This window comes from Cryptocyanus atlanticus LEGE 06306 (genome assembly GCF_056633155.1).
The window spans coordinates 453,561-467,260 of sequence record NZ_JBSJOZ010000001.1; the positions used below are offsets into that span (position 1 = coordinate 453,561).

The 13,700-nt window shown below is 71.6% G+C and carries 15 protein-coding genes and 1 tRNA gene; 13 read left to right on the forward strand and 3 right to left on the reverse strand.

Annotated features, from left to right (window positions below; all coding sequences use genetic code 11):
• Nucleotides 1–19: 19 nt before the first annotated feature.
• On the reverse strand, nt 20–838 hold the full coding sequence (locus ACWJI7_RS02370; RefSeq protein WP_479934978.1) for a helix-turn-helix domain-containing protein: 819 nt from the start codon (nt 836–838) through the stop codon (nt 20–22).
• Between the two features lie 41 nt (nt 839–879).
• Between ACWJI7_RS02370 and ACWJI7_RS02375 the strand changes: the two genes are divergently transcribed.
• From ACWJI7_RS02375 to ACWJI7_RS02390, 4 genes are all read left to right on the forward strand, one after another.
• Nucleotides 880–953, forward strand: a tRNA-Arg gene (locus ACWJI7_RS02375).
• A gap of 448 nt (nt 954–1,401) precedes the next feature.
• On the forward strand, nt 1,402–1,683 hold the full coding sequence (locus ACWJI7_RS02380; RefSeq protein ID WP_479934980.1) for a hypothetical protein: 282 nt from the start codon (nt 1,402–1,404) through the stop codon (nt 1,681–1,683).
• 167 nt (nt 1,684–1,850) lie between these two features.
• Nucleotides 1,851–2,090 carry a hypothetical protein gene (locus tag ACWJI7_RS02385; protein ID WP_479934982.1) on the forward strand — a complete coding sequence of 80 codons (240 nt, stop codon included), beginning with the start codon at nt 1,851–1,853 and terminating at the stop codon, nt 2,088–2,090.
• A 119-nt stretch (nt 2,091–2,209) separates the two neighbouring features.
• On the forward strand, nt 2,210–2,644 hold the full coding sequence (locus ACWJI7_RS02390; protein ID WP_479934985.1) for a cupin domain-containing protein: 435 nt from the start codon (nt 2,210–2,212) through the stop codon (nt 2,642–2,644).
• On the opposite strand, the gene ACWJI7_RS02395 is transcribed toward ACWJI7_RS02390, so the two are convergent.
• On the reverse strand, nt 2,625–3,446 hold the full coding sequence (locus tag ACWJI7_RS02395; protein ID WP_479934986.1) for an acyl-CoA desaturase: 822 nt from the start codon (nt 3,444–3,446) through the stop codon (nt 2,625–2,627). The two genes, ACWJI7_RS02390 and ACWJI7_RS02395, sit on opposite strands and share 20 nt — an antisense overlap.
• A gap of 154 nt (nt 3,447–3,600) precedes the next feature.
• On the opposite strand from ACWJI7_RS02395, the gene ACWJI7_RS02400 reads away from it, so the two are divergent.
• The 7 genes from ACWJI7_RS02400 to hypA are packed head-to-tail and all read left to right on the forward strand — an operon-like array spanning nt 3,601 to nt 9,312.
• Nucleotides 3,601–4,119: an NAD(P)H-dependent oxidoreductase subunit E gene (locus ACWJI7_RS02400; RefSeq protein ID WP_479934987.1), complete on the forward strand. Its 519-nt coding sequence runs from the start codon at nt 3,601–3,603 to the stop codon at nt 4,117–4,119.
• Nucleotides 4,116–5,735 (forward strand): NuoF family protein, encoded by a 1,620-nt coding sequence (locus ACWJI7_RS02405; RefSeq protein WP_479934988.1) that lies wholly within the window; start codon nt 4,116–4,118, stop codon nt 5,733–5,735. The genes ACWJI7_RS02400 and ACWJI7_RS02405 overlap by 4 nt, the downstream gene beginning before the upstream one ends.
• Entirely contained in the window at nt 5,732–6,448 is a 717-nt protein-coding gene (gene hoxU, locus ACWJI7_RS02410; RefSeq protein ID WP_479934990.1) for a bidirectional hydrogenase complex protein HoxU, read from the forward strand. The genes ACWJI7_RS02405 and hoxU overlap by 4 nt, the downstream gene beginning before the upstream one ends.
• Nucleotides 6,445–7,002, forward strand: a complete 558-nt coding sequence (locus tag ACWJI7_RS02415) for an NADH-quinone oxidoreductase subunit B family protein (protein ID WP_479934991.1) — start codon at nt 6,445–6,447, stop codon at nt 7,000–7,002. Before hoxU ends, ACWJI7_RS02415 begins: the two co-directional genes overlap by 4 nt.
• Nucleotides 7,003–7,005: 3 nt before the next feature.
• The gene (locus ACWJI7_RS02420) at nt 7,006–8,484 is read left to right on the forward strand and encodes a Ni/Fe hydrogenase subunit alpha (protein WP_479934993.1); all 1,479 of its coding nucleotides are present in this window, start codon (nt 7,006–7,008) and stop codon (nt 8,482–8,484) included.
• Nucleotides 8,472–8,978 (forward strand): hydrogenase maturation protease, encoded by a 507-nt coding sequence (locus ACWJI7_RS02425; protein ID WP_479934995.1) that lies wholly within the window; start codon nt 8,472–8,474, stop codon nt 8,976–8,978. The genes ACWJI7_RS02420 and ACWJI7_RS02425 overlap by 13 nt, the downstream gene beginning before the upstream one ends.
• Nucleotides 8,971–9,312 carry a hydrogenase maturation nickel metallochaperone HypA gene (gene hypA / locus ACWJI7_RS02430; RefSeq protein ID WP_479934997.1) on the forward strand — a complete coding sequence of 114 codons (342 nt, stop codon included), beginning with the start codon at nt 8,971–8,973 and terminating at the stop codon, nt 9,310–9,312. The genes ACWJI7_RS02425 and hypA overlap by 8 nt, the downstream gene beginning before the upstream one ends.
• 66 nt (nt 9,313–9,378) lie before the next feature.
• Here the strand turns inward: hypA and ACWJI7_RS02435 are convergent, their stop codons facing one another.
• Nucleotides 9,379–10,134: a SpoIIAA family protein gene (locus ACWJI7_RS02435; RefSeq protein ID WP_479934999.1), complete on the reverse strand. Its 756-nt coding sequence runs from the start codon at nt 10,132–10,134 to the stop codon at nt 9,379–9,381.
• A 449-nt stretch (nt 10,135–10,583) separates the two neighbouring features.
• Between ACWJI7_RS02435 and hypB the strand changes: the two genes are divergently transcribed.
• Complete coding sequence (gene hypB, locus ACWJI7_RS02440; RefSeq protein WP_479935000.1) at nt 10,584–11,258, forward strand: hydrogenase nickel incorporation protein HypB; 675 nt, start codon at nt 10,584–10,586, stop codon at nt 11,256–11,258.
• Nucleotides 11,255–13,642: a carbamoyltransferase HypF gene (gene hypF / locus ACWJI7_RS02445; RefSeq protein ID WP_479935002.1), complete on the forward strand. Its 2,388-nt coding sequence runs from the start codon at nt 11,255–11,257 to the stop codon at nt 13,640–13,642. Before hypB ends, hypF begins: the two co-directional genes overlap by 4 nt.
• Nucleotides 13,643–13,700 lie beyond the last annotated feature (58 nt).

Consider the following 13,700-nt stretch of genomic DNA (forward strand, 5'->3'; position numbering starts at 1 on the left):
CGGGCCGCCTGGACTCCGCTCAGGAGCCGGGCAGCGCGTAGACGGCCCCTTCCATCACCAGCCGGGTGATCCCCTGGGTGAGCAGATAGGGGGCGGTGCGGCCGATCACGCGGCTGTCGGGCAGCTTGATCACCCGCTGGGTGCGGCCGCAGTGACGTTTGGCCTGGCGGGGGTTAGCGAACACCACAAGGGCCTGGCGGGCCTGCTCGTCGTCGCTGAGGCGACCCAGCTCGGGGAAATCGCTGAGCGGGCGGGCCTGGAGTTCCACCAGCTTGTCGACCAGCATGTAGAGGCTTTCGGGCAGCGCCGCCTGCTCGAGGGGCTGGCAGGCGGCGGGCGGGCGGTCGTCCAGGGCTAGGGACACCGCCACGGTGGTGAACACATTGCCTTCGTCATCACCCTCGAAGGAGGCCTCATCGGCATCGCCGTCCTCCTCGGCGTCGCTGTCCTCCTCGGAGGCGTCACCGAAATCATCGGCGTCATCGATGGCGAGCACCCCGGCTCCGCCATCGTCGGCATCCTCCGGGTCCAGGGGGTCGTCGTCCCCGTCGTCCAGGGCCAGCGGGATGGGGGCCATGGGCACGGCCACCGGCGCGGCCGAGGGGGCGGCGGTGACGGAAACCGTGCCCGCCCCCCTGGCCGCCCTGGCGGGCTCCGGCTGGCCCCGCTGGAGCTTGAGCTGGTTGTAGAGCTCCGCCCCAAGCGCCGTCTTCACCACCCGGGTGACGGTGTTCGGGCTGCAGCCGTAGGTCTGGGCGAGGGCGGAGCTGGACTCGCCCGCTCGCCAGCGCGCCACCAGCTCCTGTTTCTGGGGATCGCTGAGCCGGGAGGCCGCCATGGAGCAAGGGTTCGCAGCGCGCCACTCTAAGGTGCGACGATGGGCCGTTAGCTCAGCCGGATAGAGCATGCGACTTCTAATCGCACGGTCGCTGGTTCGAATCCAGCACGGCCCGTTCAGCGCGCCACACCAGCCCCGGTTCATCGGCTCCGGCGAGGGTGGTGGGGCTGGAGACACCGCGGCCCAGGGATCAGCCGCTCCAGGGCTCGGCCAGCGTCAATCGCCTGGAAGGCCGCGGCTGTCGGACGCCCCCATTGTGGAGCCTCCGCAGCGCCACACCAGCCCGATGGCGGCGGACTGAGGGAGGACTTGCACCCGGACGCGTCGGCCTCCGAACGACGGAGGGCTGGCGACGGGGCGGTCCGGATTCATGAGAATGGACAGGGAATCGCCCGGACTGGAGCCTTCCATCCCCAGCTGTTCTGGGCCCTGGCGAACTCAGAAACAGCTGATAACATCTGCCGAATCGACATCTCATCGTTCAGTCACATCGCCTGGCGATCCTGATGGGGTTCCAGCACATGTCTCCTCCAAAAACCATGATCAAATCGAACACTCCAACCATGATCGGCCGCGTGGCCCTGATCGGTTCAGCCACCCTGCTGGGAACTGTCATCGGTTGGTCCGGCCAGGGCCTGGCCCAGCAACAGCCCCGGATGCAGGCCGCCCTCGAGAGCCTGCGCCAGGCCAGGATCCAACTGCTCAATGCAACCGCCGACAAGGGCGGCTATCGCAAACAGGCGTTGATCGATGTGGAGAACGCCATCATGAACGTGGAAAAAGGAATGCGCTTCGATACGCGCAACCCCTCCCGCAACGATCCCTATCTCTGGCGGAATCGCTGATTCCTGCTGCTGCCGGCAAGCCGATGGGGGGGGCGAGGGCTGGAGGATTGGCTGCAGCACACCAATCTTGTCGATTGATCACGCCATCGAAAGGGCACGATCCCAGCCTTCAGACTTGGACGAAGCGCTTCGGCTCCATTAGTTCAACTTGAACCATTTCCGACGCCATGACGGGTTTCGCAATTCCCGATGACCCTGCTTCCCGGCCTGAGATTCTCAGCAGGCTGGACCAGGCCGACACAGGGCTCCTGCGGCACTACCGGGAGCGGCTGCGCGCCCTCGCCGACCGCACCGCCTCCACCGAGCGCCTGGCGGCCGAAACCCTGCAGCGGATCCAGCTGGACAACCGCGCCATTCTCACCGAACTGGCCCGGCTCGAAGCCGACAACCGCTCCCTGCTCTCCTGAACACGGACCGGGTGGCCCCACGGCGGCACCGAAGCTCCAGCCAGTAGCTCACTTGGTAGCGATTCAGCCATTTCTTCGATCAATCTGTCACCAATGTTGATGAATTGATCGAGACCGCCATGCCCCTCTCCAGACAGCACACCAGACGGGTGGAGGTGATCCAGCTGGAGCGCTCCACCACCGGACGCACCCGGTTCTGCCCGGCCCAGCCCAGCGACGAGACCCTGACCGCCGAGGTCGCCCCCGAACAGCCCTGCGAGCTCTTCTGCCACCGCCACCAGACCGATCAGCTGATCGTGCTGCGCGGATCCCTTGATCTGGTGGTGCTCCAGGCGGGACGACTGGTCGGAATCACCCTGCGGGAGGACGAGCCCGTGCTGGTGCGCATCCCCCCCGGTGTTCCCCACGGCGCCATCAACAACGGCCGCCACTCCGCCTCCCTGGTGAACGCCGTGCTGCGCCACGGTCCGGCCGATCCGCGGGACTTTCAGCCTCGCCCGGTGCCGCCGGCCCTGCGCCGCCAGTGGGAGGCCCTCACGGGCGCGCCTGCCTGAGCAGCACCTCCGGAGCGGGAAGGCGCAGCCGCCCGGCCCAGCCCCAGCGCTCCAGCAGGCGGATGAAGCCGTAGGTGGGATCGGCCAGGTGCCGCAGCTGCCCATCCCGCACCGTGAAGCCCTGCCGCACCGACGCCGGAAAGGCGTGATGCAGGTTGTGCCAGCCTTCGCCGAGGGTCAGCAGGGCGACCCAGCGGTTGTTGCGGCTCTGGTCGTCGGTGCGGAACGGTTGATCCCCCACCAGATGGGAGACAGAGTTCACGCTGGCCACGGCATGGAACAGCACAGTGGTGCTCAGGCAGTAGGCCGCCAGCCAGGTCCAGCCCCCCAGGGCATAGGACAGCACCGCCAGGACCAGGGGCGGTACCACCTGCAGCCGGTCGATCAGCCGCAGCACCGGGTCCGCCTCCACATCGGCCGGCAGCCGCTCCGGGAAGAAGGAGGCATGGAGCAACCAGCCCGCCTGGGAGTGCCAGAACCCCAGCAGGCCCCCCACCGGCAGCAGGGGCGTGTGGGGATCGAGGCCGGTGTCCACGTGGCGGTGGTGCTCCAGATGGTGCGCCTTCCACCAGCTCGGCCCCATCTGTCCGGCCGAGGTGGCCACCAGGGCGCCCACCCAGACCACCGGTCGCGGCGCCTGGTAGCTGGCATGGGTGATCAGCCGATGGAAGATCGCTGTGGTGGCCAGCATCCGCACCAGATAGAGCCCGATCGCCCAGGCGATCGAGCCCAGGGTGAAGCCGGTGACCAGCAGCAGCAGGCAGCCCAGGTGGACGGAAAGGATGAAGACCGGTCCCAGCACGTAGAGGAAACGGGTCAGACCGGTGATCAGGGGAAACCTTCTGCGTTCTCCCCCAGGTTAGGGAGCCAGGCCCCACCCACCGTGACGACGGGCAACCCCGATGGACCACGGCCGCCGTCCGTTCCTACGTTGAGAGCCAGGGAGGGTCATCGCCATGGCCGAGGCCGGCCTCGACACCATCACCCCCGGGGGGGCCTTCGCGGCCCTGGAACCGTGTCTGCACCGGCGGGGCCACCGGCCTGACGCCCTGATCGAGGTGCTGCACCGGGCCCAGGAGCTCTACGGCCATCTGGAGGAGCCCCTGCTGCGCCATGTGGCCGACCGCCTGGAGCTGCCGCTCAGCCGGGTGCTGGGCACGGCCAGCTTCTACCACCTGTTCCGCTTCCAGCCCCAGGCCCGTCACGGCTGCATCGTCTGCACCGGCACCGCCTGCGCGGTGAACGGAGCCCCGGCCCTCATCCGGGCCCTGGAGGCGGCCCTGGGGATCCAGCTCGGCGAGGTCCGCTCCGATGGCGCGATCAGCCTGGGGTCGGTGCGCTGCATCGGCACCTGCAGCGGCGCGCCGGTGGTGCTCATCGACGGAGCCGTGGCCCGGCCCCCGAACACGGCGGCCCTGCTGGAGCGGCTGCGGGAGCTGGCGGGGGAGGAACCGGAGCGGGAGCCGTTGCCATGACCAGCCCCCTGCGGCTGCGCTGCTGCAACTCCGCCGGTTGCCTGGCCTGTGGCGGCGGCGCCCTCCACCAGGCCCTCGACACCGCCCTCAGCCGAGCGGAGCTGGGGGATCGGATCGCTCTGCGGGGGGTGGGCTGCCTGGGGCCCTGCAGCCAGGGTCCGCTGCTCGCCCTCGATCCGGATGGAGCCCTGTTCGGCGGCGTCACCCCGGAGGATGCGGCGCCGCTGATCGCGGCCCTGGCCCACCGGCTGCACCAGGAGCGGCCGGGCGAACCGCCGCCCCCCCTGGCCTGGAGTCCCGCCGCGGGGGAGCGGATCGACCAGGACCACCCCTTCTTCCGCCGCCAGCGGCGGATCGTGCTCGAGCGCTGCGGCCGGATCGACCCGAACCGGATCGAGGAGGCGATCGCCGCCGGGGCCTACGACCAGCTGGGGCGGGTGCTGCGGGAGCTCTCCCCGCCGGAGGTGGTCTCGGAGATCCGCCGCAGCGGCCTGCGCGGCCGCGGCGGCGCCGGCTACCCCACCGGCCTCAAGTGGGCCACCGTCGCCCGGATGCCCGGTGACGGCAAGGTGGTGGTCTGCAATGCCGATGAGGGCGACCCCGGCGCCTTCATGGACCGCAGCGTGCTGGAGGGGGATCCCCACCGGGTGCTGGAGGGGATGGCGATCGCCGCCTATGCGGTCGGGGCCGACCGGGGGGTGATCTACATCCGGGCCGAGTACGGCCTGGCGATCGACACCCTGCGCCGCGCCATTGACGACGCCCAGCGGCACCGGCGGCTCGGGGACGGGCTGCTCGGCACGGCGTTCCGCTTCGCGCTGGAGGTGCGGGTGGGGGCCGGCGCCTATGTCTGCGGGGAGGAAACGGCCCTGATCGCCTCGATTGAGGGCCGGCGGGGCACGCCGAGGCCCCGGCCGCCCTACCCGGCCGAGCGGGGGGTGGGCGGCGCGCCGACGCTGATCAACAACGTGGAGACCTTCGCCAATGTGGCGCCGATCCTGCGGGAGGGCGCCGACTGGTTCGCCGCCATCGGCACCGCCGGCAGCGCGGGCACCAAGGTGTTCAGCCTCACCGGCCATGTGCGCCGAGGCGGTCTGGTGGAGGTGCCGATGGGCACCAGCCTGGCCACGATCGTGCTGGAGATGGGGGAGGGCACCCCCGATGGTTCCGCCGTCAAGGCGGTCCAGACCGGCGGTCCCTCCGGGGGCTGCGTGCCCGCCGATCGGCTCGACACCCCAGTGGATTACGAAAGCCTCCAGGACCTGGGCACGATCATGGGCTCCGGCGGCATGGTGGTGCTGGACCGGAACACCGACATGGTGGCCCTGGCGGCCTTCTTCATGGCCTTCTGCCGCGAGGAATCCTGTGGCAAGTGCGTGCCCTGCCGCGCCGGCACCGTGCAGCTCCACGCCCTGCTCCAGAGGCTGCTGGACCGCCAGGCCGGCCCCGACGATCTGCAGCGCCTGGAGGCGCTCTGCGCGATGGTGAGCGAGACCAGCCTCTGCGGGCTGGGGCAGAGCGCCCCCAGGCCGGTCCTGAGCACCCTGCGGCACTTCCGCCCGGACTACCTCGCCCTGCTGGGCCCGGCGGGATCCGGCGCGGAGGGACCACCATGAACGTGTGCACGCTCACGGTCGATGGCCGCAGTGTGGCGGTCGCCGAAGGCGCCAGCCTGCTGGAGGCCGCCCGCGACGCCGGCGTGGTGATCCCCACCCTCTGCCACCTGGAGGGGCTCTCTCCCGTGGCCGCCTGCCGCCTCTGCCTGGTGGAACTCGACGGGACCCCCCGGCTGCAGCCCGCCTGCATGACGGCGGCGGCGGAGGGACTGGTGGTGCGCACGGCCACGCCGCGCCTGCTGGAGCACCGCCGCACGGTGATCGAGCTGCTGTTCACCGAGGGCAACCACGTCTGCGCCATCTGTGTGGCCAACGGCCACTGCGAGCTGCAGGACAGGGCGGTGGAGGTGGGCATGGACCACGCCCGGCTTCCCTACCGCCATCCGCGGCGCTCGGTGGATCTCTCCCACCACCGCTTCGGGCTCGACCACAGCCGCTGCATCCTCTGCACCCGCTGCGTGCGGGTCTGCGACGAGGTGGAGGGGGCCCATGTCTGGGACGTGGGCTGGCGGGGGGAGCACTGCCGGATCATCGCCGGACTCGATCAGCCCTGGGGGGCGGTGGACGCCTGCACCGACTGCGGCAAGTGCGTGATGGTCTGCCCCACCGGCGCCCTGTTCCACCAGGGGGACACCGCCGGGGAGAACCATGAGGATCCCGGCCGCCTGGCGGCCCTGCTGCGGGCCCGCCGCGCCCGGCGGGAGGCGCCATGAGCCAGCCCACGAAGCTGCGCCTGGCCACCGTCTGGCTGACCGGCTGCTCCGGCTGCCACATGTCGTTCCTCGACCTCGACGAGTGGCTGATCGAGCTGGCCCCGCAGATCGAGATGGTCTTCTCGCCGATCGCCTCCGACACCAAGGCCTACCCCGACCAGGTGGATGTGGCCCTGGTGGAGGGGGGGGTGGGCAACCGCGACAACCTGGCCCTGATCCGCCAGGTGCGACGGCGCACGCGCCTGCTGGTGTCCTTCGGCGACTGCGCCATCACCGCCAACGTGCCCGGCCTGCGCAACGCCTTCGCGGATCCCGCCGCGGTGCTGGAGCGGGCCTACGGGGAGCTGGCCGATGGCTCGGCCCAGCGGCCCCAGGCCCCCGGTTTGGTGCCGGAGTTGCTGGAGCGGGTGCTGCCGGTGCATGCGCTGGTGCCGGTGGATCTGTTCCTGCCGGGGTGCCCCCCAGCGGCCGCGCGGATCCGCACGGTGCTGGAGGCCCTGCTGCGGAACGAGCGGCCCGTGATGGAGGGGCCGGAGATGATCCGTTTCGGCTGAGCCATGACCCGCACGATCCTGATCGATCCGGTCACCCGCATCGAGGGCCACGCCAAGATCTCCATCCAGCTCGACGCCTGCGGCCGGGTGAGCGGCGCCCACTTCCACGTGGGGGAATTCCGCGGCTTCGAGGCCTTCTGCGTCGGGCGGCCGTTCCCCGAGATGGCGGCGATCACGGCGCGGATCTGCGGCATCTGTCCGGTGAGCCATCTGCTGGCCGCCGCCAAGACCGGCGACCAGCTCCTGGGGGTCACGAGCCCACCGGCGGCGGAGCGGCTGAGGCGACTGATGAACCTGGCCCAGATCATCCAGTCGCACGCCCTGTCCTTCTTTCATCTGAGCAGCCCCGATTTCCTGCTCGGCTGGGACAGCGACCCGGCCCGGCGCAACATCTTCGGACTGATCGCCGCCGATCCCGGGCTCGCCCGCGGCGGCATCCGCCTGCGCCAGTTCGGCCAGTCGGTGATCGAGCGGCTGGGGGGACGGAAGATCCATGCCGCCTGGGCCGTGCCCGGCGGCGTGCGCACGCCGCTGGCGCCCAGCGAACGGGACGCGATCCGGGCCGCCCTCCCGGAGGCCCTCGCCACCACCCGCCACGCCCTGGAGCTGTTCAAGGGCCTGCTGGATGGCCCGCTGGCCGCCGAGGCCGGCCTGTTCGGCACCTTCCCTTCGCTGTTCCTGGCCCTGGTGGGACGGGACGGCAGCTGGGAGCACTACGGCGGCCAGCTGCGCCTGATCGACAGCACCGGCGCGCCATTGACCGGCGACCTGCCCGCCGATGGGCTCGCGGCCGAGCAACTCGACAGCCTGCTGGCCGAGGCGGTGGAGCCCACCACCTACCTGAAATTCCCCTACTACAAGCCCCTGGGAGCGGAGGCGGGCAGCTACCGGGTGGGTCCCCTGGCCCGCCTGAACGTGTGCGAGCGGATCGGCACGGCCGCGGCCGATCGGGAACTGCTGGAGCTGCGGCAGCGCGGCGGCCGGGTGGTGACGAGCTCCTTCCTCTATCACCTGGCCCGGCTGATCGAGATCCTCGCCGCGCTGGAGGCGATCGAGGCACTGCTCGACGACCCCGCCCTTTGCGACCCCCACGTGCGCGCCCATGCCGCAGTGAACGCCTTCGAGGCGGTGGGGGTGAGCGAAGCGCCCCGGGGCACCCTGTTTCACCACTACCGCATCGACGCCGATGGGCTGATCACGGCGGTGAACCTGATCATCGCCACCGGCCAGAACAACCGGGCCATGAACCGCACGATCACCCAGATCGCCCGCCACTACATCCAGGCGGGCCCCGCCGGAGGCAGCGGCGCCCGACCGGAGGTGCCGGAGATCGCCGAGGGGCTGCTCAACCGAGTGGAGGCGGGCATCCGCTGCTTCGATCCCTGCCTCTCCTGCTCCACCCACGCCGCTGGCCAGATGCCGCTGCACGTGCAGCTGATCGGGCCCAGCGGTGAGCTGCTGCGCGAGCGGTGGCGCCAGTGAGCCCCGCTGGGCGGCAGCGCCGTCCCGATCTGCTGATCGGCTGGGGCAACCGGCTGCGGCAGGACGACGGCGTGGGGCCGGCCATCGCGGAACGGGTGGAGTCCTGGCAGCTGCCGGGGCTTGATGTGCTGGCCCCGACCCAGCTCACCCCCGAGCTGGCCCCCCGGCTGGCGGCGGCGAAGAGGGTGCTGTTCGTGGATGCCTCCCGGACCCCGGCCGGTCCGCCCCCCGGCTGGCGGCTGGAGCGGCTGGAGACTCCGGCGGATGGGGACCCGGCGGCGGCGACGGGGCAACCCTTCAGCCACTGGGCCAGCCCCGGCGCCCTCCTCCAGCTGGCCGCCTCCCTGTACGGCCGGCGCCCCCCGGCCTGGCAGCTGCTGGTGCCCGCCCGCCGCTGCGGCTGCGGCACCGGGCTCACGCCGGCCCTGGAGGCCCAGCTGCCCGAGCTGCTCGCAGCCGTGCGGCGCTGGTGCGGTGGGGGCGGCGATGCATGAGCTGGCGCTGATGGAGGAGGTGCGCCGCCTTGCCCTGGAGGCAGCGGCGGCCGAGGGGGCCCGGCACATCCACTGCCTGCGCCTGCGGGTGGGGCGCCTCTCGGGAGTGGATCCCGACGCCCTCCGCTTTGCCTTCGAGGTGGTGATGGCGGATGCGGTGGCCGCCGGGGCCCGGCTGGAGCTGGAGCTGGTGCCCACCCGGTGCCGCTGCGAACCCTGCGGGGCGCCGTTCGAGCCACCCGACGTGATCCTGATGTGCCCCCGCTGCGGCGCCCCGGCAACAGCGGTGCTGGCGGGGCGGGAGCTGGAGCTGGGCGGGCTGGAGGTGTCGTGATGCCCCCAACCCCGATCCAGCCCGCCCAGCCCCGGCCCCCGGACCGACCGGCCCGGGCATGGGAGGTCAGGATCTCAGCCAGGTCCAGGCTTCACTCTCCGCATCAGCATCAAAGAAACGAATCGCGATGGGCAAGATCGAACCGACCATGCCGATCACCTGTTTCATCCAGGCGGGTGCGCCGACAACGGCGTAGCGGCGCACCCGCGTGATGGCGGAGAGTTTCGCCGAAAGCAGCGCCGAGTCCGTCAGGAGCACCGGATCAAAACCTGCGAAATTCTTCAGTCTTGCGAACAAGTCGATCGTGTCATTCGTCTCGAATGCCAGTTGAAGCTGCGGAATCACCGCGGCCCCATCTCGCTCCATGAGAAGTCCATCGATCTCGTACCCGATGATGGTGGAACTGCCCGTTTCAACAAGCCGCAAGGCAGGCTTCGGTGGGGGCTCGAGTGCGGGCATCACGGATGCGAAGGCGAGCGCCTGGTCATAGTTCTTGGCGGCGAATACGTTGATCTCAATCATGGGCAAAGCCGCGCCCGCAACCTTGGCCAGTGCTCGGATGAACTGCTTATCCGACACAAACGCCATACGGGGAACCTGGCTCATCTTTCCGAGTTGAGCCATCTCAAACTTGAAATCCTCGATCATCGCATCGCCGGTTATATCCGACCACTGGCTCATGTCCACGACAAGATTGACACGGTCGTGATCCAGGAACTTCTGCTCAAAAGCCCTGGCCAGCGCCTGAATTTCAGCCTGCTCAACCGTTCCGGCCAGGCGCATCGCCAGAACGGGCCCGGGGGCGTTTTCCAGGGTGATCATCGTCGGCGCTCCATGGAGTCGGATGGCAACGGGGGGCGGCGGGGAACCCATCGATGGATGGGCACTTCGGCGGCGGCGCCTCCGATGCCGTCATCTCCACCCCGACGCCACTCCAAGTCCCCGTCAACCCCGGCGGTCTCAGGCAGGACGGGCCCGCTGCTGGGAACTGGCCGAAGCCCCAGACCCGCTGGCTGGGCGGGCGGGGAAGCCTGGCGACATCCGAGGGAGGATCACGCCATCAGAGCGCCCTCAACCAGGAGTGTGGCCCCGGCGGGCCCACTCCCCCAGCGCCGGGTCAAGAATCGACAAGTCAACCCGCCTTGCCCGCCACGGCAACGGCTCCTTCGGGGATCCGGTCACGGGCGTTCCCCGTCTCCAGACTGGATGGGAAGCCCCCCGGCCGCGCCATGTGCTCCCACTGCTCCTGCGCCCAGCCCACCCCCGCCAGCGTGGAACCCCTTCCCGCCCGGCGCAGCCTTGAGCTGCACCGGAGCCTCCTCCGCCGCAACGACACCATCGCCGCCCACAACCGCCATCGGTTCGCCGCCGCCGGCCTGCTGGCGGTGAACGTGCTCTCCGCTCCCGGCGCCGGTAAAACCGCCCTGCTGGAGCGCCTCGCCCGCCAGTGGCCCCATGGCCCGGTGGGGGTGATCGTGGGGGATCTGGCCACCGACAACGACGCCCGCCGCCTGCGCGCCGCCGGCGCCCGCGCCATTCAGATCCAGACCGGCGACCTCTGCCACCTGGACGCCTCGCTGGTGGAGCGGGCCTTCGCCCAGCTCGACAGCGCCGGCCTGGAGCTGCTGCTGATCGAGAACGTGGGCAACCTGGTCTGCCCCACTGCCTTCGATCTGGGCGAGCGGCGGCGACTGGTCCTGCTCTCGGTCACCGAAGGGGAGGACAAGCCTCTCAAGTACCCGGCCCTGTTCCAGTCGGCCGATGGGGTGGTGCTCAACAAGGTGGACCTGGCCGCTGCCGTGGGCTTCGATCGCCCCCAGGCGCTGGCGAACCTGGCCGGGGTGGCCCCCCAGGCGCGGATCTTCGAGCTCTCGGCCCGCACCGGCGCCGGCATGGAGCCCCTGCTGCACTGGCTGAACCACCAGCGCCGGGGGGCGCCGGTGTGATCCGCCGCCTGCGGCTCGAGATCGAAGGGCTGGTGCAGGGGGTGGGCTTCCGGCCGCTGGTGGGGCGGCTGGCCCGCGAGCTGGCCCTCTCGGGCAGGATCCGCAACACCGCCACCGGCGTTCGGCTCGACCTGCAGGGGGACCTCGCCGGGCTCGAGACCCTCCTGGAGCGGCTGCAGCGGCAGCTCCCGCCCCGGGGCCGCATCGATCGGATCGCGCGGGAGTGGCTCAAGAGCGATCCCTCGCTCACGGGCTTCACGATCCTCAGCGGGGAGTCCGAGGACACCGGAACGGGCCTGGCTGGCCCGGGGGCAGCCACGGCCCTGATCCAGCCGGACCTGGCCCCCTGCCGGGCCTGCCGGGCCGAACTCCTGGACCCGGCCGGGCGCCGCGGCGGATATGCCTTCACCAGTTGTGTCGACTGCGGCCCCCGCTACAGCGTGCTGCGGGCCCTGCCCTTCGAGCGGCATCACACCAGCCTGGCCCCCTTCCCCCTCTGCCCGCAGTGCCAGGCCGAGTACGACGATCCCGACGATCGCCGCTGCCACGCCCAGACGGTCGCCTGCCCGCTCTGCGGTCCGCAGCTGAGCTGGTGGGGCGCCGCGGAGGAGCGGCTCACCGACCCCCGCCGGCCCGGCCATGGCCAGCCCAGCCCCTGCCTGCGGGCGGCCGCGGCCTGCCTGCGGGCGGACCGGATCGTGGCGCTCAAGGGTCTTGGCGGCTTTCAGTTGCTGGTGCGGGCCCGCTCCCAGAACGCGGTGGCCGCCCTGCGCCGGCGCAAGGGGCGGCCCGACAAACCCCTGGCGGTGATGGCCCCCGACCTGCCCTGGGTGCGGCGCCACTGCCGGCTCAACGACCAGGAGGCGGCACTGCTCGAGTCGGTGGCGGCACCGATCGTGCTGCTGCGCCGCCGATCCGGCCCGCCAGGGCCCGACGCGGTCTGTGGGGCGGTCGCCCCCGACAACCCCTGGCTGGGGGTGATGCTGCCCTCCACCCCCCTGCATCTGCTCCTGCTGCAGATCCTGGCCGAACCGCTGGTGGCCACCAGCGGCAACCGCTCGGGTGAACCGCTCTGCCACGACGAACGGGAGGCACTCGAGCGGCTGGGCGGCCTCGCCGACGGCTTCCTCGTCCACGACCGGGCCATCGTCAACCCGGTGGACGACGCCATCGCCCAGGTGGTGGCGGGCGAACCGATGCTGCTGCGCCACGCCCGCGGCTACGTGCCCACCGCCGTGCCGATCGGGGCCAGCGTCGATGGCCTGGTGGCCCTGGGGGGGCAGCGCAAGAGCGCCTTCGCCGTCGGCAGCGGCGGGCAGGCGCTGCTGGGGCCGCACCTGGGCGATCTCGACAGCCTCGCCGGCGAGGAGCATCTGCGCCGCAGCCTCGCCCGCTGGCAGGAGCGGCTGCGCTGCCGGCCCAGCGGCATCGCCGTCGATCGGCACCCCGCCTACTGCTCCCACCGGATCGGCCTGGAGCTGGCGGCCGCCAGTGGCGCCGGGGCGGTGGGGGTGCAGCACCACCACGCCCACCTGCTCGCCTGCCTGGCCGAGCACGGGCTGGCCACGCCCCAGGTGGGGGTGGCCTGGGACGGCGCCGGCCAGGGGGAGGACGGCACGCTCTGGGGCGGGGAGTGTCTGCGGCTCGACGGGGCCGGCTTCCGGCGCCTCGCCCGGCTGCGCCCCTTCCCGCTGCCGGGAGGGGAGAGGGCTCTGCGGGAACCGCGGCGGGCCGCCCTCGGGCTGTTGTTCGCCGCCGGCGGCCCGACCGGGCTGATCCCGGCGGATCCCGCCACGCCGCTGCCGCCGCTCGCCGCCTTCAGCCCCGAGGAGAGGGGGGTGCTCGGCCGGATGCTGGAGGGCGGCGTGCAGGCCCCGGTGTGCTCCAGCGTGGGCCGGCTGTTCGATGCGATGGCTTCCCTGCTCGGACTGGTGCAGCGCTGCAGCTTCGAAGGCCAGGCGGCCCTGCGGCTGGAGGCGGCCGCCTGGAGCGCCCTGGAGGCGGAGGAGCCGGAGGTGCCCCGGCCGGCGCACCTCCGGCTGGCCCTGCGGGGCGAGGGCCCGGATGCTCCGCTGCAGCTCGACTGGGGTCCCCTGCTGGAGGCGGTCCTCCAGGACCTGCACCGGGGGGAGGCGGCCGGCCCGATCGCCCTCGGCTTCCACCGGGCCCTGGCCGCGGGCCTGGTGGCGCTGGCCGGGCGCCTGGGGGTGGAGCGGCTGCTGCTGGGCGGGGGCTGCTTCCAGAACCGCCTGCTGCTCACCCTGGCGGTGGACGGGCTGCGGCGGGCCGGCATCGAGCCGCTCTGGCCCCGCCACATCCCCTGCAACGACGGCGGTCTGGCCCTCGGCCAGCTGGTGGCGGCCAGCCTCTGCCGCCCTGGCTAAAACTAAGGCAGGCGCCGGGCGTGGTCAGGGCGCCTGGCCTCAGACAGGAGAGCGTGCC